The sequence below is a fragment of the Citrobacter sp. T1.2D-1 genome, from assembly GCF_950098555.1.
Classification (GTDB): Bacteria; Pseudomonadota; Gammaproteobacteria; order Enterobacterales; family Enterobacteriaceae; genus Citrobacter_A; species Citrobacter_A telavivensis.
The window spans coordinates 204,219-225,452 of record NZ_CATNHH010000067.1; the positions used below are offsets into that span (position 1 = coordinate 204,219).

General features: G+C 53.7%; 23 protein-coding genes. 7 read left to right on the forward strand and 16 right to left on the reverse strand.

Features of this window, described 5'->3' with window-relative positions; genetic code table 11:
• Positions 1-21: 21 nt before the first annotated feature.
• Both pta and yfcC read left to right on the forward strand, forming a co-directional pair.
• Positions 22-2,166 (forward strand): phosphate acetyltransferase, encoded by a 2,145-nt coding sequence (pta, locus tag QQZ17_RS23460; protein ID WP_152403357.1) that lies wholly within the window; start codon positions 22-24, stop codon positions 2,164-2,166.
• Between the two features lie 187 nt (positions 2,167-2,353).
• The gene (gene yfcC, locus QQZ17_RS23465; protein ID WP_152403355.1) at positions 2,354-3,877 is read left to right on the forward strand and encodes a putative basic amino acid antiporter YfcC; all 1,524 of its coding nucleotides are present in this window, start codon (positions 2,354-2,356) and stop codon (positions 3,875-3,877) included.
• Between the two features lie 102 nt (positions 3,878-3,979).
• Here the strand turns inward: yfcC and QQZ17_RS23470 are convergent, their stop codons facing one another.
• The 5 genes from QQZ17_RS23470 to QQZ17_RS23490 all read right to left on the reverse strand — a co-directional run bounded on the left by QQZ17_RS23470 (position 3,980) and on the right by QQZ17_RS23490 (position 8,011).
• Positions 3,980-4,933 carry a transketolase family protein gene (locus tag QQZ17_RS23470; RefSeq protein ID WP_152403353.1) on the reverse strand — a complete coding sequence of 318 codons (954 nt, stop codon included), beginning with the start codon at positions 4,931-4,933 and terminating at the stop codon, positions 3,980-3,982.
• Positions 4,926-5,756, reverse strand: coding sequence for a transketolase (locus tag QQZ17_RS23475; RefSeq protein ID WP_152403351.1), 831 nt, complete (start codon positions 5,754-5,756; stop codon positions 4,926-4,928). The genes QQZ17_RS23470 and QQZ17_RS23475 overlap by 8 nt, the downstream gene beginning before the upstream one ends.
• Positions 5,753-7,144, reverse strand: coding sequence for a PTS ascorbate transporter subunit IIC (locus QQZ17_RS23480; RefSeq protein ID WP_152403349.1), 1,392 nt, complete (start codon positions 7,142-7,144; stop codon positions 5,753-5,755). The genes QQZ17_RS23475 and QQZ17_RS23480 overlap by 4 nt, the downstream gene beginning before the upstream one ends.
• A gap of 71 nt (positions 7,145-7,215) precedes the next feature.
• Positions 7,216-7,488 carry a PTS sugar transporter subunit IIB gene (locus QQZ17_RS23485; protein WP_152403347.1) on the reverse strand — a complete coding sequence of 91 codons (273 nt, stop codon included), beginning with the start codon at positions 7,486-7,488 and terminating at the stop codon, positions 7,216-7,218.
• Positions 7,489-7,567: 79 nt separating this feature from the next.
• Positions 7,568-8,011 (reverse strand): PTS sugar transporter subunit IIA, encoded by a 444-nt coding sequence (locus QQZ17_RS23490; RefSeq protein WP_152403345.1) that lies wholly within the window; start codon positions 8,009-8,011, stop codon positions 7,568-7,570.
• Between the two features lie 249 nt (positions 8,012-8,260).
• Here QQZ17_RS23490 and QQZ17_RS23495 point away from each other — a divergent pair, with 249 nt between their 5' ends.
• Positions 8,261-9,280, forward strand: coding sequence for a LacI family DNA-binding transcriptional regulator (locus QQZ17_RS23495; RefSeq protein WP_152403343.1), 1,020 nt, complete (start codon positions 8,261-8,263; stop codon positions 9,278-9,280).
• A gap of 4 nt (positions 9,281-9,284) precedes the next feature.
• On the opposite strand, the gene yfcD is transcribed toward QQZ17_RS23495, so the two are convergent.
• From yfcD to yfcF, 3 genes are read right to left on the reverse strand one after another with little or no spacing between them, the layout of a single operon-like run.
• Complete coding sequence (gene yfcD, locus QQZ17_RS23500) at positions 9,285-9,851, reverse strand: NUDIX hydrolase YfcD (protein ID WP_042317782.1); 567 nt, start codon at positions 9,849-9,851, stop codon at positions 9,285-9,287.
• A 56-nt stretch (positions 9,852-9,907) separates the two neighbouring features.
• Positions 9,908-10,459 carry a phosphodiesterase gene (gene yfcE / locus QQZ17_RS23505; RefSeq protein ID WP_152403341.1) on the reverse strand — a complete coding sequence of 184 codons (552 nt, stop codon included), beginning with the start codon at positions 10,457-10,459 and terminating at the stop codon, positions 9,908-9,910.
• 55 nt (positions 10,460-10,514) lie between these two features.
• A complete protein-coding gene (yfcF, locus tag QQZ17_RS23510) occupies positions 10,515-11,159 on the reverse strand; it encodes a glutathione transferase (protein WP_152403339.1) in 645 nt (214 codons plus the stop codon).
• 139 nt (positions 11,160-11,298) lie between these two features.
• Between yfcF and yfcG the strand changes: the two genes are divergently transcribed.
• From yfcG to QQZ17_RS23530, 4 genes are all read left to right on the forward strand, one after another.
• Positions 11,299-11,946 carry a GSH-dependent disulfide bond oxidoreductase gene (yfcG, locus tag QQZ17_RS23515; RefSeq protein ID WP_152403337.1) on the forward strand — a complete coding sequence of 216 codons (648 nt, stop codon included), beginning with the start codon at positions 11,299-11,301 and terminating at the stop codon, positions 11,944-11,946.
• A gap of 54 nt (positions 11,947-12,000) precedes the next feature.
• Positions 12,001-12,363 carry a dihydroneopterin triphosphate 2'-epimerase gene (gene folX, locus QQZ17_RS23520; protein ID WP_043000007.1) on the forward strand — a complete coding sequence of 121 codons (363 nt, stop codon included), beginning with the start codon at positions 12,001-12,003 and terminating at the stop codon, positions 12,361-12,363.
• A 20-nt stretch (positions 12,364-12,383) separates the two neighbouring features.
• Positions 12,384-13,277: a TIGR01777 family oxidoreductase gene (locus tag QQZ17_RS23525; protein WP_152403335.1), complete on the forward strand. Its 894-nt coding sequence runs from the start codon at positions 12,384-12,386 to the stop codon at positions 13,275-13,277.
• Between the two features lie 69 nt (positions 13,278-13,346).
• Entirely contained in the window at positions 13,347-13,865 is a 519-nt protein-coding gene (locus QQZ17_RS23530; protein ID WP_152403333.1) for a GNAT family N-acetyltransferase, read from the forward strand.
• A 102-nt stretch (positions 13,866-13,967) separates the two neighbouring features.
• On the opposite strand, the gene hisP is transcribed toward QQZ17_RS23530, so the two are convergent.
• From hisP to cvpA, 8 genes are all read right to left on the reverse strand, one after another.
• Positions 13,968-14,741, reverse strand: coding sequence for a histidine ABC transporter ATP-binding protein HisP (gene hisP, locus QQZ17_RS23535; protein ID WP_046483066.1), 774 nt, complete (start codon positions 14,739-14,741; stop codon positions 13,968-13,970).
• A gap of 13 nt (positions 14,742-14,754) precedes the next feature.
• The gene (gene hisM / locus QQZ17_RS23540; RefSeq protein ID WP_061074826.1) at positions 14,755-15,462 is read right to left on the reverse strand and encodes a histidine ABC transporter permease HisM; all 708 of its coding nucleotides are present in this window, start codon (positions 15,460-15,462) and stop codon (positions 14,755-14,757) included.
• Entirely contained in the window at positions 15,459-16,145 is a 687-nt protein-coding gene (locus tag QQZ17_RS23545; RefSeq protein WP_152403331.1) for a histidine ABC transporter permease HisQ, read from the reverse strand. Before QQZ17_RS23545 ends, hisM begins: the two co-directional genes overlap by 4 nt.
• A 186-nt stretch (positions 16,146-16,331) precedes the next feature.
• Complete coding sequence (hisJ, locus tag QQZ17_RS23550; RefSeq protein WP_152403329.1) at positions 16,332-17,114, reverse strand: histidine ABC transporter substrate-binding protein HisJ; 783 nt, start codon at positions 17,112-17,114, stop codon at positions 16,332-16,334.
• 247 nt (positions 17,115-17,361) lie between these two features.
• Positions 17,362-18,144 carry a lysine/arginine/ornithine ABC transporter substrate-binding protein ArgT gene (gene argT / locus QQZ17_RS23555; RefSeq protein ID WP_061074829.1) on the reverse strand — a complete coding sequence of 261 codons (783 nt, stop codon included), beginning with the start codon at positions 18,142-18,144 and terminating at the stop codon, positions 17,362-17,364.
• Between the two features lie 288 nt (positions 18,145-18,432).
• Entirely contained in the window at positions 18,433-19,002 is a 570-nt protein-coding gene (locus QQZ17_RS23560; protein ID WP_152403327.1) for a UbiX family flavin prenyltransferase, read from the reverse strand.
• Positions 19,003-19,097: 95 nt separating this feature from the next.
• A complete protein-coding gene (gene purF / locus QQZ17_RS23565) occupies positions 19,098-20,615 on the reverse strand; it encodes an amidophosphoribosyltransferase (RefSeq protein ID WP_152403325.1) in 1,518 nt (505 codons plus the stop codon).
• 34 nt (positions 20,616-20,649) lie between these two features.
• Complete coding sequence (gene cvpA / locus QQZ17_RS23570; protein ID WP_046483084.1) at positions 20,650-21,138, reverse strand: colicin V production protein; 489 nt, start codon at positions 21,136-21,138, stop codon at positions 20,650-20,652.
• Positions 21,139-21,234 lie beyond the last annotated feature (96 nt).

Below are 21,234 nucleotides of genomic sequence, written 5' to 3' on the forward strand. Positions count from 1 at the left end.
GGTAACGAAAGAGGATAAACCGTGTCCCGTATTATTATGCTGATCCCTACCGGAACCAGCGTCGGCCTGACCAGCGTCAGCCTCGGCGTCATCCGCGCTATGGAACGCAAAGGCGTTCGTCTGAGTGTCTTTAAGCCAATCGCCCAGCCACGCGCCGGTGGCGATGCGCCAGACCAGACCACCGCTATCGTTCGTGCAAACTCCTCTGTCACAGCGGCTGAACCGCTGAAGATGAGCCACGTTGAGTCTCTGCTGTCCAGCAATCAGAAAGATGTGCTGATGGAAGAGATCATCGCGAACTACCACGCGAACACCAAAGACGCAGAAGTGGTACTGGTTGAAGGCCTGGTCCCAACCCGTAAACACCAGTTTGCGCAGTCTCTGAACTACGAAATCGCTAAAACGCTGAATGCAGAAATCGTCTTCGTGATGTCTCAGGGCACCGATACGCCAGAACAGCTGAACGAGCGTATTGAACTGACTCGCAGCAGCTTCGGCGGCACAAAAAATACCAACATCACCGGCGTTATCGTTAACAAACTGAACGCCCCGGTTGATGAACAGGGTCGTACTCGCCCGGATCTGTCCGAGATTTTCGACGACTCTTCCAAAGCGCAGGTCGTGAAAGTTGATCCGGCGCAGCTCACCGCAAGCAGCCCGATGCCGGTTCTCGGCGCAGTGCCGTGGAGCTTTGATCTGATCGCTACCCGTGCTATCGACATGGCGCGTCACCTGAATGCCACCATCGTTAACGAAGGCGACATCAACACGCGTCGCGTGAAGTCTGTCACCTTCTGTGCGCGCAGCATTCCGCACATGCTGGAACACTTCCGTGCCGGTTCCCTGCTGGTCACCTCCGCTGACCGTCCGGACGTGCTGGTTGCCGCTTGTCTGGCCGCGATGAACGGCGTAGAAATCGGCGCCCTGCTGCTGACCGGTGGTTACGAAATGGACGCGCGCATCTCTAAACTGTGCGAACGCGCTTTCGCGACCGGCCTGCCGGTATTCATGGTGAACACCAATACCTGGCAGACCTCTCTGAGCCTGCAGAGCTTCAACCTGGAAGTGCCGGTTGACGATCACGCACGTATCGAGAAAGTTCAGGAGTACGTGGCGAACTACATCAACGCTGACTGGATCGAGTCTCTGACCGCGACCTCTGAGCGTAGCCGTCGTCTGTCTCCGCCAGCTTTCCGCTATCAGTTGACCGAACTGGCGCGTAAAGCCGGTAAACGTGTTGTGCTGCCGGAAGGCGACGAACCGCGTACCGTGAAAGCGGCAGCCATTTGTGCTGAACGTGGTATCGCAACCTGCGTGCTGCTGGGTAATCCGGAAGAGATCAACCGCGTTGCGGCGTCTCAGGGCGTTGAACTCGGCGCTGGCATCGAAATCGTTGATCCGGAAGTGGTCCGCGATAGCTATGTCGCACGTCTGGTTGAACTGCGTAAGAGCAAAGGCATGACCGAAACCGTTGCCCGCGAACAGCTGGAAGACAACGTGGTTCTCGGTACGCTGATGCTGGAACAAGACGAAGTTGACGGTCTGGTATCCGGTGCCGTTCACACCACGGCTAATACTATTCGTCCGCCGCTGCAGCTGATCAAAACGGCGCCGGGCAGTTCACTGGTTTCCTCCGTATTCTTCATGCTGCTGCCGGAACAGGTTTACGTTTACGGCGACTGCGCGATCAACCCGGATCCGACCGCTGAACAGCTGGCTGAGATCGCAATCCAGTCCGCCGATTCCGCAATTGCCTTTGGTATCGAACCGCGCGTCGCAATGCTCTCCTACTCCACCGGCACCTCTGGCGCGGGTAGCGACGTAGAAAAAGTGCGTGAAGCGACTCGTCTGGCGCAGGAAAAACGTCCTGACCTGATGATCGACGGTCCGCTGCAGTACGATGCCGCCGTGATGGCTGATGTCGCGAAATCCAAAGCGCCGAACTCTCCGGTTGCCGGTCGCGCTACCGTGTTCATCTTCCCGGATCTGAACACCGGTAACACCACCTACAAAGCGGTACAGCGTTCAGCCGACCTGATCTCCATCGGGCCGATGCTGCAGGGTATGCGCAAGCCGGTGAACGACCTGTCCCGTGGCGCGCTGGTTGACGATATCGTCTACACCATCGCTCTGACCGCGATTCAGTCTTCACAGCAGCAGCAGTAAACTGCCTCCCCTGGGCTCTCACGAGCCCAGTCAACATCCGGAAATTTCAACGATTTCCGGATTTTTTATTTCCGTCCTTTCAGCGTTGCAAAATCTGATTTTTTGGCTTAACTGCGCTGTATCAATGAATAACCATTCGCCTGTTTGCATACTTAGCCTCTTTGCTTTGCAACAGGGATAGTCTGTCATGTCTGCAGTAACCGAAACACAGCCAACCAGAAGAAAATGGGCCATGCCCGATACGTTGGTGATTATTTTCTTTGTCGCCATTTTAACCAGTCTTGCAACCTGGGTTGTCCCCGTCGGGATGTTTGACAGCCAGGAGGTGCAATACCAGGTCGATGGTCAGACAAAAACCCGTAAAGTGGTCGACCCGCACTCCTTTCGCATTCTGACCAACGAGGCAGGTGAAGCGCAGTATCACCCGGTGAAGTTCTTTACCACCGGTGACGAAAGTCCGGGCCTGATGAACTTCCCGTTTGAAGGGCTGACTTCTGGCTCTAAATTCGGCACCGCCGTTGGCATCATCATGTTTATGCTGGTGATTGGTGGCGCGTTTGGCATCGTCATGCGTACAGGAACGATTGATAATGGCATTCTGGCGCTGATCCGCCATACCAAAGGCAACGAGGTTCTGTTTATCCCGGTGCTGTTTATTCTCTTCTCGCTGGGCGGCGCGGTATTCGGTATGGGGGAAGAGGCGGTCGCCTTTGCGATCATCATCGCGCCGCTGATGGTGAGGCTGGGCTATGACAGTATCACCACCGTGCTGGTGACCTATATTGCAACACAAATTGGCTTTGCCAGTTCGTGGATGAATCCCTTCTGCGTGGTGGTTGCTCAGGGTATCGCCGGCGTTCCCGTCCTCTCCGGTTCCGGTCTGCGTATCGTGGTATGGGTCATTTCAACGCTGATTGGCCTGACGTTTACCCTGGCCTACGCCTCGCGGGTGAAAAAGAACCCGCTTCTGTCGCGCGTACATGAATCTGACCGTTTCTTCCGCGAGCAGCAGGATGATGTTGTCGAGCGACGCTTCACGATCGGCGACTGGCTGGTACTACTGGTTCTGACCGGCGTGATGGTATGGGTTGTCTGGGGCGTCATCGTCAACGCGTGGTTTATTCCAGAAATCGCCAGCCAGTTCTTCACCATGGGCCTGGTGATTGGCATTATCGCCGTTATTTTTCGCCTTAACGGCATGACGGTCAACATTATGGCGTCCTCTTTCACCGAAGGTGCACGCATGATGATTGCCCCTGCCCTGCTGGTAGGTTTTGCCAAAGGCATATTGCTGCTGGTAGGCAACGGCGAAGCAGGTGACGCGAGCGTGCTGAATACGCTGTTGCACAGCATTGCCAACGGCATCAGCGGGCTGGATAACGCCGTTGCCGCGTGGTTTATGCTGCTCTTCCAGGCCGTGTTCAATTTCTTTGTTACCTCGGGATCCGGTCAGGCGGCGTTGACCATGCCGCTGTTAGCGCCGCTCGGCGATCTGGTAGGTGTTAATCGTCAGGTAACCGTGCTGGCGTTCCAGTTTGGCGATGGCTTTAGCCATATCATCTATCCGACCTCAGCGTCACTGATGGCGACGTTAGGCGTCTGTCGGGTGGATTTTCGTAACTGGCTGAAAGTGGGTGCGACGCTGTTGGGACTGCTGTTTATTATGTCCAGCATGGTGGTGATTGGCGCACAGATTATGGGATACCATTGATCCAACATGCCGGATGGCGACGCTAACGCGTCTTATCCGGCCTACAATATTTCTTATCCTCGTAGGCCGGATAAGCGTTAGCGCTCATCCGGTTTCTCCTTTCTAAAGCAGTGATTTTGCCGCAGTCACAATCGCCGCCGCGGTGAGTCCATACTCTTCCTGCAAGAAGTCCTGGGTGCCGACCTGTCCATAGCGTTCCCTGACGCCAACCCGCCGCATCGGAACCGGGCAGGTTTCTACCAGCACTTCCGCTACCGCCGATCCCAGCCCGTTATGGATACTGTGATTTTCACAGGTCACAATCCGCCCCGTTTTTTCGGCATAGTTCTTCACCAGCATGCGATCGACAGGCTTGAGGGTGAACATGTCGATGACGGCCGTACTGACCCCCATCCGCTCCAGCTGTCGTGCCGCTTCCAGCGCTTCAGCCACCATAATCCCATTGGCAATCAGGGTGACATCATTGCCTTCCCGCAACACATTTCCTTTCCCCAGCGTAAAGGTCGATCCCGGGGCGTAAATACTCGGTGCCTGTTTACGGATGGTGCGCACCCAGTAGAACCCGTCGAGGTCAATCAGTTGGCGTAAGATATCGTCAAACATGACGGCATCAGTAACCTCCAGCACCACCGAATGCGCCAGCCCGCGAACGATGCCCATATCTTCGAAAGACATGTGCGTCCCGCCGTTATGACAGGCGGTCACGCCGGCATCGGAGGCGATGACTTTGACGTTACTCCGCTGATAATCGAGCGACATAAACAGTTGATCGAAACAGCGGCGACTGGCGAACGCCGTAAAGGTATGCACAAACGGCTTGCGTCCGGTCAGTGCCAGCCCTGCCGCAGTACCAATAACGTTCGCCTCCATGATGCCGCAATTAATGACATGCTGCGGATACTCGCGCGCCACGCCGTCCATCGCCATGGAGCTCATCAAATCCGCTTCCAGCGCAATGATCGGGCTTCCCGCCGCCACTTCTTTCGCGACAAAACCGGCATAAACCTTGCGCATCTCCACACTGTCTTTTTGTCCTGCGGGCGCGAGCTTAATCATGCGTAGCCTCCAGTTGGCGAAGATTATCGTTCAGCGCATGTCTGGTCTCATCCGTCAGGCGCAGGTGATGTGAGTTGGTTAATTGCTCCAGATACGGCACCCCCTGCCCTTTGACGCTGTCAAGAATCACAACGCGTGGACGTGCCTGGTTATCCAGAACCGGTTGGACCACCGCCAGCAGGCCGGGGATATCATCCCCTTTCACCGTGAACGCCTCAAAACCAAACGCACGAAATTTATCTTCAAGACAAAACGGGTGGATGATGTCATCCAGTTCGCCATCCAGTTGCTGCTTATTCCAGTCAACGAAGACCGTCAGGTTGTTCAGCCGATGGTGAGCGATAAACTGGAACGCTTCCCAGCACTGTCCTTCATTGAGCTCGCCATCACCCACAATGCAGAATACCCGGTTAGTCCGCTGCGCCAGTTTGTGCGACAGCGCCATCCCCCCGGCGATAGAAATGCCCTGCCCCAGCGATCCTGTCGTCGCATCAACGCCACGCGTCTTAAGCCTGTCCGGGTGACTGGGCAGACGCGTGCCGTTCTGGTTCAGCGTGCTCAACTCTGCGACCGGGAAGTAACCTTTCAGCGCCAGCGTGCTATACAGCGCCGGTCCGGCATGGCCTTTTGATAACACGAAATAGTCCCGCTCTGGCCAGTCCGGATCGGCAGGGTCAATGTTCATCACCTCGCCATACAAAACCGCCAGCGTTTCCACCACCGACATACAGCCGCCAAAATGGCCAAAGCCGAGATCAATAAGCGACTTCAGGGTGGCGATGCGAATCTCGCGCGCCAGTTGCGTTACCGCCTTCACACTCATGATTTGGCTCCATTATTTTCCTTAGTCTGACCCGTTACCGTCCGGTTTTTCGCGAACAGGTTCCAGGCCACCAACAGCGCAAACAACGCCACAACCAGTCCCGTGATGGCAAAAGGCGACAGATAACGCGCCAGGTTGCCGAGCACAATGCCAACGACGCCAAAATCGGCATCCGAGAAAGTGGTATTGGCAAAACCAATCGCGCCCAGCACGGGCAGGAGGAGAACCGGCAGGAAGGTGATTAACAGGCCATTGGCAAACGCGCCAATCATGGCCCCGCGACGCCCACCGGTGGCGTTACCAAACACCCCGGCCGTTGCGCCAGTGAAAAAGTGTGGGACAACGCCTGGCAGGATCAGCACCAGTTTCATCTGTCCCAACAGAAACAGCCCCACCAGCCCGCCGAGAAAACTGAACAGAAAGCCAATCAGTACCGCATTCGGGGCATAGGGATAGACCACCGGGCAGTCCAGCGCCGGTCGCGCGTTAGGCACCAGTTTTTCAGAAAAACCGGTAAACGCCGGGACGATTTCCGCCAGAATCAAACGGACACCTTGCAGAATAATGAACACCCCGGCGGCAAAGGTGATCGCCATGATGATGGCGTAAACCAGATAGTTCTGCCCGCCGCTGAAGGTACTTTCGACATATTCCCGACCGGCGCTGATCGCCATAATCAGATAGATTACCATCATGGTCAGGGAGATAGAGATTGAACTGTCGCGCAGGAAGCTCAGGTTCTTCGGTAAGTTCATCTCTTCGGTCGAACGGGAACCTTTGCCGCAGACGCTGCCGATCCAGCCTGACAGCACGTATCCCAGAGTGCCGAAGTGACCAAAGGCAATCTCATCATTTCCGGTGATCCGCCGCATATACCGCTGCGCCAGCGCGGGGAAAAAAGCCATCACCAGCCCCAGAATCAGCGAGCCCGTAAAGACGAGTCCGATCCCGTCGAATCCGGCGACGGTCAGAATAACGCCGATCATGCAGGCCATATAAAACGTATGATGCCCGGTCAGGAAGATATACTTCAGGCGCGTGAAGCGGGCGACAATAATATTCGCCACCATCCCGAACGCCATAATAAGCGCGGTTGAGGCGCCATATTTCTCGAGAGCAATAGAGACAATGGCTTCGTTATTAGGAATGATGCCCTGAATATTAAATGCGTGCTCAAACATCCCGCCTAGCGGATTTAACGATCCCACCAGCACCGTTGCGCCGCCGCCAAGAACAATAAAACCCAGAATCGTTTTAATTGTCCCTTTTATCACATCGGAAAAAGCTTTCTTTTGCGCGACCAGGCCAATTAATGCAATTAACCCCACCAGCACGGAAGGGACTTTAAGAATATCAACAACAAAATTCAGCGTTTCAAGGATAAACATATCCACCTCGCTTTATGCACATCAGCGCGCAACCGCCATCGGGCTGTTTGCATGATGGTGTGCATTTACAGTTATTGTTTGTCGAACCATTCGCGCAATTGCGCTTCCAGTTCATTGATATCGATAATATTATTAATCACCACCAGTTGAGTTTCCGGTACGCTGGCACTGGCGGCAATATCTTTTGCCATCACAAACAGATCGGCAGCTCCAGGCGTGGCGGAGGAGAGATCGGAATGTTCAACATCTGCCTGAATATTAAGTTTCTTGAGCACTTTTTTAATATTCATTTCGACCATAAAACTGCTGCCCAGGCCAGAACCACAAATTGCCAGAATTTTCATTGTTATCCCCTTTTTTAAGTAGAGTACGTCCGCATCACGCTTTCGCGTCATGTTTTAGAAGATGCCAATATGACTTACATCAGAAACGTGAAATGATTTTTTTAATTTCCTCCAGGGTTGTTGCCTGATGTAATCGCACCAGATCCTCGTCGCTTGAAAATAATTCAGCCAGTGCGGATATCATGGCAATATGGCTATGTTTATCCGGCGCCGCGAGCATGATAATAATGTCGACAGGATCAAATTCGCCTGCGCCAAATGAAACACCGTGCTCCAGTTTTAACAATGAGAGCCCTAATGCTGTTGCGCCTTCTTCCGGTCTGGCATGCGGCATTGCCAGACCCGGTGCCAGGACGTAGTAAGGTCCCAGTTGATGATGCTGCGCGACGATGGCGGTAAGGTACTCCGGTGTAATAATCCCGGCAGCAAGCAAAGGTCTGGCACACCACGCAAGAGCCTGCTGCCAGTCCTCAACGCTCTCGCGCAGCATGATGGTTGACTCCGTTAACCATTTATTCAGCACGTCCCCTCCTCATTTCTTGCTCAATGTGAGCAAACTTTATTCAACCCATGAAACCTTATCTGCGATCATTCTCACAAAGATAGCGCTATCATGGGATATCGTTCAGATATGTGATAGCGCTATCAAAATACAATTGCCGGGTAAAATCACAGCAATGAAAGTCATTAAAGGCGTATACTTGCCCTGCATACGAAGCAAAAAATGACGATAAAAAGCGGCTCAACCGATTGTAATTGCGCAGGAATGTGTATGTCTCTGACCCGAAAACGACGTAGTACAGGCAAGGTGACCATTGCGGATGTCGCTCACCTTGCCGGTGTCGGCACCATGACCGTCTCTCGTGCACTGCGCACGCCTGAACAGGTTTCCGATAAACTCCGGGAAAAAATAGACGCTGCAGTGCATGAACTGGGCTACATGCCCAATCTGGCTGCAAGTGCGCTGGCGTCTGCGTCATCACGAACCATTGCGATGGTAGTGCCAAATCTTTCAGAGGCTGGCTGCTCGGAAATGTTCGCTGGATTGCAGGAAGTCCTGCAGCCCGCCGGATACCAGATCATGCTGGCAGAGTCCCGTCATCGCCTGGAACAGGAAGAAACGCTGCTTGAGACGCTGCTGGCCTCCAATATTGCCGCCGCCATTTTGCTCAGCGTCGAGCACAGCGACACCGTGCGGAACTGGCTGAAAAACGCCAGGATCCCGGTCATGGAGATGGGCGCGATTCGTAGCGATCCCATTGATATGAACATTGGTATTGATAACGTCGCAGCAATGTTTGAACTCACCGAAATGTTGATTCAACGCGGCTATCAAAACATTGGACTGCTCTGCGCCAATCAGGAACAGTGGATTTTTCAGCAGCACTTGCAAGGCTGGTATAAGGCGATGCTGCGCCACCACATGTCGCCGAATCGAGTGATTAACGCGGCGCTCCCCCCCAACTTTTCCACCGGCGCTTCGCAGTTGCCCGAATTTATTCTCGCCTGGCCCGAACTCGACGCGCTGGTTTGCGTGTCGGATGAACTGGCCTGTGGCGTACTGTATGAGTGTCAGCGACGACGCATCAAAGTGCCTGACGATCTGGCGGTAGTCGGATTTGGCGATAGTGATGTGAGCAGGGTTTGCCAGCCGCCGTTAACCACGATGGCTGTGCCCCATCGCAAGATTGGTATTGAGGCTGGACGCGCGTTACTGGCACGGTTTGAGGATGGCAACTGGCGCGATCAAAAACCGATCGCCTCCAGTTTGTGCGTAAGGGACAGTTGCTGAGCGGTTACTCCGCCTCTTCCTGCTTCTCCTGTTGCGACTCTGACCTGGCCGCTTCGTTTTTGGCGTTACGGGTCATCCATAGCGCCAGCGCTTTCAGAGAGTCGGGCGTGAACTCATCGCAGCGAGCGGTAATTTCTTCTGGCGTCAGCCAGCACACTTCGCTGACCTCTTCTTCCTGTAAGGCGAACGGGCCGTGCGACACACAACTGAACAACGCCCCCCAGACGCGACAGTTCTTATCTTCAAAGTAGAACTGACCGTGTTCGGCAAATGGCACGCCGGCAATGCCTAACTCTTCTTCCGCTTCACGACGGGCAGAATCCAGCAGTTGTTCGTCGGCCTGCACAACACCACCGGCAGTGGCATCTAACATTCCAGGTAAAAAGTCTTTTGTCTCGGTACGACGCTGCACCAGTATTTTGCCCATCCCGTCGTGTACGACAATATAGGTCGCACGATGACGCAGGCCCTGCGCTCGCATCTGTTCCCGGCTGGATTGTGCAATGACTTCGTTGTCTTCATTCACAATATCCACCCATTCCGTACTTGCCAAACGACGCTGTTCCACCATCAGGAAACCTTCTTTTTCTGGCGCTCTTACGGCGCATTTACATATGTGGGGGTAAATTACGAATTAATCGCAACCTGTGCAATGATACTTTGATCATTGAGTGCGATAACGCTTAAAACATTATCGTCCAGCAGGCCATAACTTGCCTGAAAGCCCCCCTTAGGAATGCTTACTGAACCCGGGTTGAAGTGATAAATATCGCCTTTTTTTTCTGCCACCGGCAGATGCGTATGCCCATACACCAGGACATCGCTGGCGCGTAAAGCGGGCAGGCTATCCGGCCCAAAGAGATGGCCGTGAGTCAGAAACAGCCGCTGATTATCCAACAGCACCTGCTGCCAGGGCGCGGTCATTGGAAACTTCAGCAGCATTTGATCCACTTCGCTATCACAGTTTCCCCGTACCGCAATAATCTGCGCCGCCTGTTCGTTCAGTCGCTCAGCCACCTGAGCGGGCGCGTAGCCTTCGGGTAAGGCATTTCGCGGCCCGTGGTTGAGTACATCTCCCAGTATCACCAGCCACTGTGCGCCACTCTGGGAAAACAACGTCAGCACGCGTTCTGTGGCAGGCAAGGACCCGTGAATGTCGGATGCAAACATCAGTTTCATCACATACTCCGTGTCATCAAAAACCACATTATGATACTGGATTGTAGACGCTTTATCAGCCTGAACGCTTCGCGGAAAGCGCAATATAACGCTGGACAGATGCGCGTTGCCACTGAAATGCTGCATATTCCGCCAGTCGTTCAGGGACCTCATCGCCATTGAGGACCAGACGGTTGAGCATCAGGGCTAAATCGGTATCGGCCAGACACCATTCTCCGAAAAGATTTGGCATGTCGTGTGCCAGCAGATTCCCCGCCGTGGCGAACAGTTTTTCCGCGCTGACTTTCCCCGCGTCGCTCAGCGGCCCTTTTTTTACCCCTCCGAAAACGACATCCGTCGGACGCTCTTCTCGAATGGGCATTAAATCACTGCGCAACCATGCCTGAATCTGCCTCGCGCGCGCGCGCTTTTGCAGGTCGTGGGGATAGATTCGTTCCCAGGTGGGTGGCGCAAAACTGTCTTCCAGATATTCAGCTATCGCGGAGGACTCGCTCAGCTCAAAGCCATCGATTTCCAGCAACGGCACACGGCGAGTCAATGCAAAACCCTGCCAGCCAGGTTGTAGATGTTCGCCGCTGTTCAGGTCAACGGTTTTCAGGCTAAACGGCAGCCCCTTTTCCTGCAACGCAACATAGGCAGATAGCACGTAGGGAGAGAAAAAATTCGCGTCTGACCACAGCGTGATGTTGGGTTTACTCATAGCATCCTCGTCGTTATTAGGCTTTTCTCACAACATAGAGGGTCTTTCGCTTGCTGTCACCTGATGAAAACTCACACAGCGCAACAGGCTTTCTATACTTGTGGTTGTCTAATTCCACTCAATGCTTTCTGGAGCTGAAATGATCGACCTCTATTATGCCCCGACACCCAATGGGCACAAGATTACGATCTTCCTTGAAGAGGCTGCACTGGACTACCGACTCATTAAGGTGGATATCAGTAAGGGAAATCAGTTTCGCCCTGATTTCCTGGCCATTTCACCCAACAATAAAATCCCCACCATCGTCGATCATGCCCCGATCGATGGCGGCACACCGCTCAGCCTGTTTGAGTCCGGCGCCATTTTGATCTATCTGGCGGAAAAGAGCGGCCTGTTGCTTAGCGGCGAATTGCGCGAGCGCCATACCACATTGCAATGGCTATTCTGGCAGGTGGGCGGACTGGGACCGATGCTCGGTCAGAATCACCATTTCAACCATTTCGCCCCGCAGGCCATCCCCTACGCCATCGAACGCTATCAGGTGGAGACACAGCGGCTGTATAACGTCCTCAATAAACGGCTGGAAACGTCGCCGTGGCTGGGCGGTGAACATTACAGCATCGCCGACATTGCCTGCTGGCCGTGGGTGAACGCCTGGCAGCGTCAGCGCGTCGACCTTGACATGTTTCCCGCTGTGAAGAATTGGTTTGACCGCATTCGCAGTCGACCCGCCACGGAACGCGCGATGATGCGGGCGCACCAGGATCCTGCGAGTGCAAAAGAATAACATGGCCGGGTTCTCGTGTATCATGCGAGAGTTCATACATGGAGGAGACCTGCAATGTCACATCATGACGCTATTATTCGTATAAAAAACCTTCGTTTACGCACTTTCATCGGTATCAAAGAGGAAGAGATCAATAACCGACAGGACATTGTCATCAACGTTGCGATTCACTATCCGGCAGACAAAGCCCGCGTCAGCGAAGACATCAATGATGCGCTGAACTACCGCACGATCACCAAAAATATCATCCTGCACGTTGAGAACAACCGCTTCTCATTGTTAGAAAAATTAACCCAGGATGTGCTCGATATCGCACGCGAACACCACTGGGTCACTTATGCTGAAGTGGAAGTCGACAAACTACACGCGTTGCGTTATGCCGATTCTGTCTCCATGACGTTGAGCTGGCAGCGCTAACCGCTTTCACGGGAGGCTGCATGAAGATACTGGTAACTGGAGGGACTGGCCTTATCGGAGGACACCTGGTCCCGCGCCTGCAGGAACTGGGCCATCAGGTGACGGTACTGACCCGCCGCCCCGATGACGCCCGCAAAAAACTTAATGATCGGGTCACCCTGTGGAACTCGCTGGACGATAAGCACAATCTCGACGACATCGATGCGGTGATTAACCTGGCCGGTGAACCCATTGCTGACAAGCGCTGGACGACAGAGCAAAAAGATCGCCTGTGCCAGAGCCGCTGGCGCATCACCCAGAAACTGGCGGACCTCATTAACGCCAGTGAAACGCCGCCGTCGGTCCTGATTTCAGGTTCTGCCGCCGGTTATTACGGTGATCTGGGTGAAGTGGTTGTCACCGAGGAAGAGCCGCCGCATAACGAATTCACCCATAAGCTTTGCGCGCGCTGGGAGCAAATTGCCTGTGAGGCGCAAAGCGACAGAACGCGCGTGTGCCTGCTGCGTACCGGCGTGGTGCTGGCGCCAAAAGGCGGGATCCTCGCCAAAATGATACCGCCCTTTCGCCTGGGCCTCGGTGGCCCAATCGGCAGCGGTCGCCAGTATCTGGCCTGGATCCACATTGATGACATGGTCAATGCGATCCTCTGGCTGCTGGATAACGATCTGCGTGGGCCGTTCAACATGGTCTCACCCTACCCGGTACGCAATGAACAGTTTGCTCATGCGCTAGGACATGCCCTGCAGCGACCTGCGATTCTTCGCGTACCGGCCACGGTGATTCGCCTGCTGATGGGCGAGTCGTCCGTTCTGGTGCTGGGTGGGCAGCGCGCCCTGCCAAAACGACTGGAAGCCGCCGGATTTCCCTTCCGTTGGTACGATCTTGAAGAAGCGCTGGCGGATGTTGTTCGTTAACGTCTTCCCTGTTCACCCTCGCTATTCCGGTGGTAAGGTAGTCTCACTGGCTCCCGGAATGGCGATTTTATGGCACGACTCACCACTGAACGACTGACGCTTTCCCCGTTTCAACCCACAGACTGGCCCTTTTTCCTCGCGCTTCGTGAAAATCCGGACGTCATGCGTTTTATGGGCAACCTCTGCCCCGAACGCGAAACACGCTTATTGTTTGCACGTCGCCTTACCTCAAAACACACCTTCGTGATCCGCCAGCATCACGATGCCACACCGCTGGGCGACATTGGCTTACAGGTTAGCCATCATTTTCCGCAAGAAGCGGATATCGGTTATTGCGTCATCCCCGCAGCCCAGGGACGCGGTATCGCCAGCGAGGCCGTTCGCGCCGTCTGCAACTATGCCTTTTGCGATGCCGGTGTGAAAGCCATCAACGCCTGGGTGCTCGCCGAGAATCGGGGTTCAGTTCGTCTGCTGGAAAAGCTCGGATTTGTGCGTACGCAGGTACTGGAGAAAGCGTTTGAGGTCAACGGTATCCACTATGATGACTGGGGATACCGTCTGGAGGCAGAGGCGTTTGTTGATCTGTAGGCCGGATAAGGCGTTTACGCCCCCATCCGGCATTGAATGTTAGCCTGAGGCGCTGCGCTTATCAGGACTATTAGCTGAAAACACCACGCCAACAGAGAAATGTTACTTCAGCGATCCTTTCAGGAACTGTTGCAGACGTGGACTTTGCGGATTGCCAAAGAGTTGCTCCGGATTGCCCTCTTCTTCGATTTTCCCCTGATGCAGGAAAATAACGTGGCTGGAGACATGGCGGGCAAAGCCCATTTCGTGCGTCACCACCACCATCGTTTTTCCCTCTTCTGCCAGTTGCTGCATGATACGCAGCACTTCGCCCACCAGTTCAGGATCCAGCGCCGAGGTCGGTTCGTCAAAGAGCAACACCTCCGGCTCCATCGCCAACGCGCGCGCAATCGACACACGCTGCTGCTGACCGCCGGAAAGATGCACCGGATATTTCCCCTGGGCGCGCTCATCAATACCAACTTTCGCCAGATATTTGATCGCCCGCTCGCGGGACTCCTGTTTGCTCAGGCCCAGTACCTGAATCGGCGCTTCCATGACGTTTTCCAGCACCGTCATGTGGCTCCACAGGTTAAAGTGCTGAAACACCATTGTCAGGCGCGTACGCAGTAAACGAAGCTGATTTTTATCCGCCACTTTTAGCTGACCGTCCTTGTCACGCACCAGGTTAATATTCTGGCCATTGACCACAATCGACCCTTCACTCGGTTTTTCGAGGAAGTTTATGCAGCGCAAAAACGTACTTTTTCCCGAGCCAGAAGAACCAATAATACTGATCACATCCCCGGCGTTGGCCTGCAGCGAAACCCCTTTCAGCACTTCGTGTTCGCCGTAGCGTTTGTGCAAATCGATAACGTTTAATTTATTCTCAGACATCGTGTTACTCGAATTATTTAGAGGAAACATGCTGCAACCAGCGCCTTTCCGCGCGGCGGAAGAGGCTTATCAGGACATACGATATGATTAAGTACAGCACGGCGGCAATACCGAAGGCGGTAAAGGGCTGATAGGTCGCCGAGTTTATATCACGGGCGATTTTCAGTAGATCCGGAACCGTCGCGGTGAAGGCCAGCGCCGTGGAGTGCAACATCAAAATGACCTCGTTGCTGTACGCGGGCAACGCGATACGCAGCGCCGAAGGCAGAATAATGCAACGATACATTTTAAACGAGGAGAAGCCATACGCGCGCGCTGCTTCAATTTCACCGTGTGGAACCGAACGGATCGCCCCAGCGAAAATCTCCGTGGTATACGCGCAGGTGTTCAGCGTCAGCGCCAGAACGGTACAGTTCAGACCGCTGCGAAAGAAGGCGTTAAGAAAATCCGTGCCTTTGACAATCTCCAGCGTGTACATCCCTGAATAGAACACCAGTAGCTGAACGTACAGTGGCGTCCCGCGGAAAATATAGGTGAATAGCCAAATGGGAAACTGGATGAATTTGTTACTGGAAACGCGGCCAATCGCCAGAATTACTGCCAGAATGCCGCCCATCACCACGGAGGAGATCAGCAGCCACAGCGTTATCGCCACGCCCGTAAAGCGGTAGCCGTCCGTCCACAACAGGGATTTCCAGTACTCCTGAATAATCTCGATCACAGGTCAGCCCTCTTCACACCGACGGAGTAGCGGCGCTCAAGGAACAGCAGCACACCATTAGAAACCGTAGTAAATACCAGATAAATAAGTCCGCAGACGATGGCGAAATAGAAGGGCTCCCAGGTGCTCTTCCCGGCCAACTGCGTGGCTTTTACCACATCTTCCAGACCGAGCAGCGAGACCAGCGCCGTCGCTTTGAGGATCACCTGCCAGTTGTTCCCAATCCCCGGCAGCGCATAACGCATCATCGCCGGGAACATAATGCGGCGAAAAATTTGGGAAGAGGTGAAACCGAAGGCCGTTGCCGCTTCAATATGCCCTTTGGGGACCGCCATAAAGGCGCCACGGAAGGTTTCCGTAAAATACGCACCGTAGATGAAGCCGAGCGTAATAATACCCGCGACCATCGGGTCGATATCAATCTGACCGATGCCTATCGCATCGGTTAACGCGTTGAGTGCTATCTGCAAGCCATAAAAAATCAGCAGCATCAGCACCAGATCCGGCACCCCGCGAATGAGGGTGGTATAACCTTCGAAAATAAGCCCCGTCACCCGGTTTTGCGAGAGTTTGGCCCCCGCTCCGACGAGGCCGATCAGAACGGCCAGCACCACGGAACTGAGAGCCAGTTCCAGCGTGACAATTGCGCCCTGTAAAATAACACCTGAAAACCCGTACAACATGCTGCCTGTCCTGTCGTGAGTGGCGAGTTAGAAGCCTCTTTTGACGTGATGACACACTTCATTGATGCCGGATGGCGCTACGCTTATCCGGCCTACAAGAACATCGTCGTAGGCCGGATAAGGCGAAGCCGTCATCTGGCATAAAGTCTGTCAAACATCTTCGGGCTTTATCTGCACCTGCGGTGATTAACCGCCGTAAACATCAAAATCAAAGTACTTCTTCGCCAGCTTCTCGTAAGTTCCGTCAGCGCGCATTTCTGCAAACGCTTTGTTCAGGGCTTCACGCAATTCGTTATCCTCTTTGCGCAGACCCATACCGGTCCCTACACCAAACAGTTTCTCGTCTTTCACAGACGGGCCGCCGAATTTGTAATCTTTGCCAACGGGTTGTTTCAGGAAGCCTTCGCTCGCGGCGACTTCATCCTGGAATGCGGCATCAATACGTCCGGCAGTCAGGTCGGAGTAAATATTGTCCTGGCCCTGATACGACACGATCTCAATGCCTTTTGGCGCCCAGTGTTCGTTACCAAACGTCTCCTGGGTGGTGCCCTGCAGCACACCGACACGCTTGCCTTTCAGCGACTCAACGGTCGGCTGAATGTCAGACGCATTGGCCACCACCAGACGCGAGTCGGCTGCATAAAGTTTGTCGGTGAAGGCGATTTCCTGCTGACGTTTTTCAGTAATCGAAAGCGAGGACATGATAGCGTCGATTTTCTTCGCTTTTAACGAAGGGATCAGCGCATCCAGCGGGTTCTCAACGAAGGTACATTGTGTATTAATACGTTTGCACAGCTCTTTCGCCAGATCGATATCAAAACCGACTAATTCACCCTTGGCATTCTTTGACTCAAACGGGGCATAGGTCGGATCGGTACCGATACGAACTTTTTGCGGAATAGCGGCAAATGCTGCGGTAGCACTGGAGAAAGCCAGGACCAGAGAAAGAGATAACACCAGTTTTTTCATAACTATCCTCAACAGACTGTCTTTTATAGGGGATGTTTACAGGACCAGGTGCAGTTATCGTGCCACTAATCGGGTCGACAAGGCAAAACATTCTACCCTGTCGCCCGGTTTATTTTGCATGAAAAGCGCTTAAATATGCACTTCCACCCTGTTCACCCGCACTAATTGCACCATAACGGTGCAATTCACCTGTCACGCACCGTAATGGTTAACCCGACCGGTGCAATCCGTTCCCCATATTGAGGTTTCAGTCACCGTAGACGTTAAAGTCAAAGTATTTTTTCGCCATCTTGTCGTAAGTGCCATCCTGACGCAGATCGGCAAGTGCCTTATCGAAGGCGGCCTTCAGTTCAGCATCATCTTTACGTAAACCGACGCCCGTACCGTCGCCGAAGTACTTTTTATCCTTCACGGAAGGACCGGCAAAAGCATAGTCTTTGCCCGCAGGCTGTTTGAGGAAACCTTCGCTGGCGGCAACTTCGTCCTGCAGTGCCGCATCAAGACGGCCCGCAGTCAGGTCGGAATAAATCAGATCCTGGTTTGCATAGGCCACCACATCCACGCCCTTGCTGCGCCAGATATCATTGGCATACGCTTCCTGAGTTGAGCCTTGTAACACGCCAACGTGCTTACCTTTCAGCGCGTCAAGCGTCGGCTGAATCGGTGAGCCTTTCGCCGCAATCAACCGCGAGTCCGCCGCGTACAGCTTGTCAGAGAACGCGATTTCCTGCTGACGCTTATCGGTAATCGAGAGCGAAGAGATAATGGCATCAATTTTCTTCGCTTTGAGTGATGGGATCAGCGCATCAAAATCACTGGCGACCCAGGTACATTTGACCTGCATACGCTTACACATCTCATTGCCCAGATCGATATCAAAGCCGATGAAGTCGCCTTTGGCATCTTTCGAAGAGAACGGGGCGTAGGTTGTGTCTGTGCCAATGCGCACCGTTTGCGGCAGCGCCGCATAGCTGGATGCAGTAGCAGAAAGACCAATCAGCAATGACAGAGCGAGAATTGACTTCTTCATACATAACCCTCAAGTGGAATGACTTTATTATGTTTTACGTTGTGTTGTGTGTTTGCAGGCTTTTTCATGCAGGTCTTATGCCATTTTCGCGCCGCCCGGGATATTCGACGTTAAATATGTTAATAAAACGTTGCAATATTGTCCTGATGTTGAAGATAGCAGGTCTGACGGATGAACCGCAGCGTTTCGAATGGATTTAGCGAATTAAATGTTGAGGATATGATCGCGGTTACAAAATTGCCCTGAAACAGGGCAACTGATGCAAAAAGGCACGCTGACAGCGCAATGTTATGCCCCCTGCCAGCGGGTAAAAAGGTCCTGCGGCAGGGCGATATCAAACTGATCGAGAACGCGATTAACCGTTTGATTTATCACATCATCCAGCGTCACAGGACGATGATAAAACGCCGGAACCGGCGGCATAATCACCGCACCAATTTCCGCCGCCTGAGTCATTAAGCGCAGATGCCCAAGATGGAGCGGCGTTTCCCGAACGCACAGCACCAGCGGACGGCGCTCTTTCAACACCACGTCTGCCGCACGGGTCAACAGGCCGTCGGTATAGCTGTGCACAATACCGGAAAGGGTTTTGATGGAGCATGGCAGAATCACCATGCCGGCAGTCGAAAATGAGCCTGAGGAAATGCTGGCGGCAATGTCGCGCGCATCGTGCGTCACGTTGGCAAGCGCCTGGACATCGCGCAGCGATAAATCGGTCTCCAGCGACAGCGTCTGGCGGGCGGCCTGGCTCATGATGAGATGCGTTTCAACGTCCGGTACATCGCGTAAAACCTGCAACAGCCGCACGCCGTAAATGGCGCCGCTGGCACCGCTGATCCCTACTATGAGTCGTTTCATGATATATCGCCCTGTCTGACTTCTGGGCTGACTTTGCAGGATTTTATGGGGAGTTGCAAGTCAGGGGGCGGGATTCGCCCCCTGGCAGGTCAGGATTACCCTTCGTTGTGCATCTCGAGGTTTTCGACTTCGTTCTGCAACTGGACCGCTTTGGCATCGTCATTACGCAGGGAATCGAGGAAATCGAGATATTGCTGATCGACATCCTTCGTGACGTAGACGCCGTTAAACACGGAACATTCAAACTGCTGAATATCCGGGTTCTCGGCACGCACGGCGTCGATCAGATCGTCAAGATCCTGGAAGATAAGACCGTCTGCGCCAATTATCTGTCGAATCTCATCCACTTCACGACCATGCGCAATCAGTTCATTTGCGGTAGGCATGTCGATACCGTACACGTTCGGGAAGCGAATCTCCGGTGCGGCAGAGGCCAGATAGACCTTTTTCGCCCCGGCTTCACGCGCCATCTCAATAATCTGTTCTGAGGTGGTGCCGCGCACAATGGAGTCATCCACCAGCAGGACATTTTTATCACGGAACTCAGCGCGGTTAGCGTTCAGTTTGCGACGTACGGACTTACGACGCAGCTGTTGTCCCGGCATGATAAAGGTACGGCCGACATAGCGGTTTTTCACAAACCCCTGGCGGTACGGCTTACCGAGAATACGCGCAATTTCCAGCGCGATGTCGCAGGAGGTTTCCGGAATCGGAATGACCACGTCGATATCCAGATCTTCCCATTCGCGGGCAATTTTTTCGCCAAGTTTGGTCCCCATATTCACACGGGCACTGTAGACGGAAATCTTGTCGATGAAGGAATCCGGACGCGCGAAGTAAACATACTCAAACAGGCACGGGTTGCTGACCGGGTTTTCAGCACACTGACGGGTGAACAATTGCCCTTTCTCAGTGATATAGACCGCTTCGCCCGACGCAACGTCACGCAGAAACTCAAAGCCCAGCGTATCCAGCGCAACGCTCTCAGACGCCACCATATACTCAGTGCGGCCGTCACCGATATCACGTTTACCCAACACCAGCGGACGAATACCGTTCGGGTCGCGGAAGGCGACCATACCGTGACCAATAATCATCGCCACGCAGGCATACGCGCCGCGGATCTGGCGGTTGGTCGCGGCAATTGCCGCAAAAATGTTGTCTGCTTCCAGCGGATAGTGGCGGAACTTATCCAGTTCGCTGGCGAAGATATTGAGCAGGATCTCAGAATCTGAGGTGGTATTGATATGGCGGCGCTTCTCTTCAAACAGCTTTTTACGCAGTTCGTGGGCATTAGTCAGGTTGCCATTGTGGGCAAGCGTGATGCCATACGGGGAGTTGACGTAGAAAGGTTGAGCTTCAGAGGCGCTGGAGCTACCAGCCGTTGGGTAACGCACATGACCGATGCCCATATTGCCCTGCATACGCTGCATGTGACGCGCTTCGAATACATCGCTCACCAGGCCGTTTGCCTTACGCAAACGGAAGCAGTTATTTGCATCGATGGTGATAATGCCAGCGGCATCCTGACCACGATGCTGGAGCACTGTTAAGGCGTCATAAATCGACTGGTTAACCGGCATAACACCGGCGATACCGACAATACCGCACATACGTCTTTTTCCTCGTTAAGCTACAACCCAACGCTTATGCTCTGGGCAAGAAACTTGACGAGCTTTGCAGATAGTCAAAGAACCATCTGATGATGAAACTGAACTCCGGGATCAGCTGTGACTTACTCCAGTCTTCACCTTTCGACAGGCCCGTAAAGGTGTCGAGAAAGAACAGAATGGCAGCAACAATCAACACACCACGCAGCGCGCCGAAACAGACCCCCAGAACCCGGTCGGTACCTGACAGACCGGTTTTCTCAACCAGTTGCCCTACCACGTAGTTCACAATGGCGCCGACGATAAGTGTCGCGATAAACAGCACCGCGATGGCAATCCCGTTTCGAACCAGTTCGTCTTCAAAGCCCGAAAACCAGACAGACAGGTAAGTGTAGTAATGGCTGGCGACAAAGAAAGCACAACCCCATGTCACCAACGATAACGCTTCACGAACAAAGCCACGGATCAGGCTAACCAGACAGGAAAAACCAATCACCGCAATAATGGCGTAATCAATCCAGACCATATGTGTCCCACGATTTTACGCCCTGTCGTCCTGTTCGGGGCGCATTCTAACAGAAAAAGAAAACGTTTGCGTAGGGATTTCCTTCCCGCGCGTAAA

What these genes read in the sequence shown, in the direction of transcription:
- yfcC (WP_152403355.1), top strand. Translation starts at nt 2,354, where the DNA reads ATGTCTGCAGTAACCGAAACACAGCCAACCAGAAGAAAATGGGCCATG.
- QQZ17_RS23470 (WP_152403353.1), bottom strand. Translation starts at nt 4,933, where the DNA reads ATGATTAAGCTCGCGCCCGCAGGACAAAAAGACAGTGTGGAGATGCGC.
- QQZ17_RS23475 (WP_152403351.1), bottom strand. Translation starts at nt 5,756, where the DNA reads ATGAGTGTGAAGGCGGTAACGCAACTGGCGCGCGAGATTCGCATCGCC.
- QQZ17_RS23480 (WP_152403349.1), bottom strand. Translation starts at nt 7,144, where the DNA reads ATGTTTATCCTTGAAACGCTGAATTTTGTTGTTGATATTCTTAAAGTC.
- QQZ17_RS23485 (WP_152403347.1), bottom strand. Translation starts at nt 7,488, where the DNA reads ATGAAAATTCTGGCAATTTGTGGTTCTGGCCTGGGCAGCAGTTTTATG.
- QQZ17_RS23495 (WP_152403343.1), top strand. Translation starts at nt 8,261, where the DNA reads ATGTCTCTGACCCGAAAACGACGTAGTACAGGCAAGGTGACCATTGCG.
- yfcD (WP_042317782.1), bottom strand. Translation starts at nt 9,851, where the DNA reads ATGGTGGAACAGCGTCGTTTGGCAAGTACGGAATGGGTGGATATTGTG.
- yfcE (WP_152403341.1), bottom strand. Translation starts at nt 10,459, where the DNA reads ATGAAACTGATGTTTGCATCCGACATTCACGGGTCCTTGCCTGCCACA.
- yfcF (WP_152403339.1), bottom strand. Translation starts at nt 11,159, where the DNA reads ATGAGTAAACCCAACATCACGCTGTGGTCAGACGCGAATTTTTTCTCT.
- yfcG (WP_152403337.1), top strand. Translation starts at nt 11,299, where the DNA reads ATGATCGACCTCTATTATGCCCCGACACCCAATGGGCACAAGATTACG.
- folX (WP_043000007.1), top strand. Translation starts at nt 12,001, where the DNA reads ATGTCACATCATGACGCTATTATTCGTATAAAAAACCTTCGTTTACGC.
- QQZ17_RS23525 (WP_152403335.1), top strand. Translation starts at nt 12,384, where the DNA reads ATGAAGATACTGGTAACTGGAGGGACTGGCCTTATCGGAGGACACCTG.
- QQZ17_RS23530 (WP_152403333.1), top strand. Translation starts at nt 13,347, where the DNA reads ATGGCACGACTCACCACTGAACGACTGACGCTTTCCCCGTTTCAACCC.
- hisP (WP_046483066.1), bottom strand. Translation starts at nt 14,741, where the DNA reads ATGTCTGAGAATAAATTAAACGTTATCGATTTGCACAAACGCTACGGC.
- QQZ17_RS23545 (WP_152403331.1), bottom strand. Translation starts at nt 16,145, where the DNA reads ATGTTGTACGGGTTTTCAGGTGTTATTTTACAGGGCGCAATTGTCACG.
- hisJ (WP_152403329.1), bottom strand. Translation starts at nt 17,114, where the DNA reads ATGAAAAAACTGGTGTTATCTCTTTCTCTGGTCCTGGCTTTCTCCAGT.
- argT (WP_061074829.1), bottom strand. Translation starts at nt 18,144, where the DNA reads ATGAAGAAGTCAATTCTCGCTCTGTCATTGCTGATTGGTCTTTCTGCT.
- QQZ17_RS23560 (WP_152403327.1), bottom strand. Translation starts at nt 19,002, where the DNA reads ATGAAACGACTCATAGTAGGGATCAGCGGTGCCAGCGGCGCCATTTAC.
- purF (WP_152403325.1), bottom strand. Translation starts at nt 20,615, where the DNA reads ATGTGCGGTATTGTCGGTATCGCCGGTGTTATGCCGGTTAACCAGTCG.
- cvpA (WP_046483084.1), bottom strand. Translation starts at nt 21,138, where the DNA reads ATGGTCTGGATTGATTACGCCATTATTGCGGTGATTGGTTTTTCCTGT.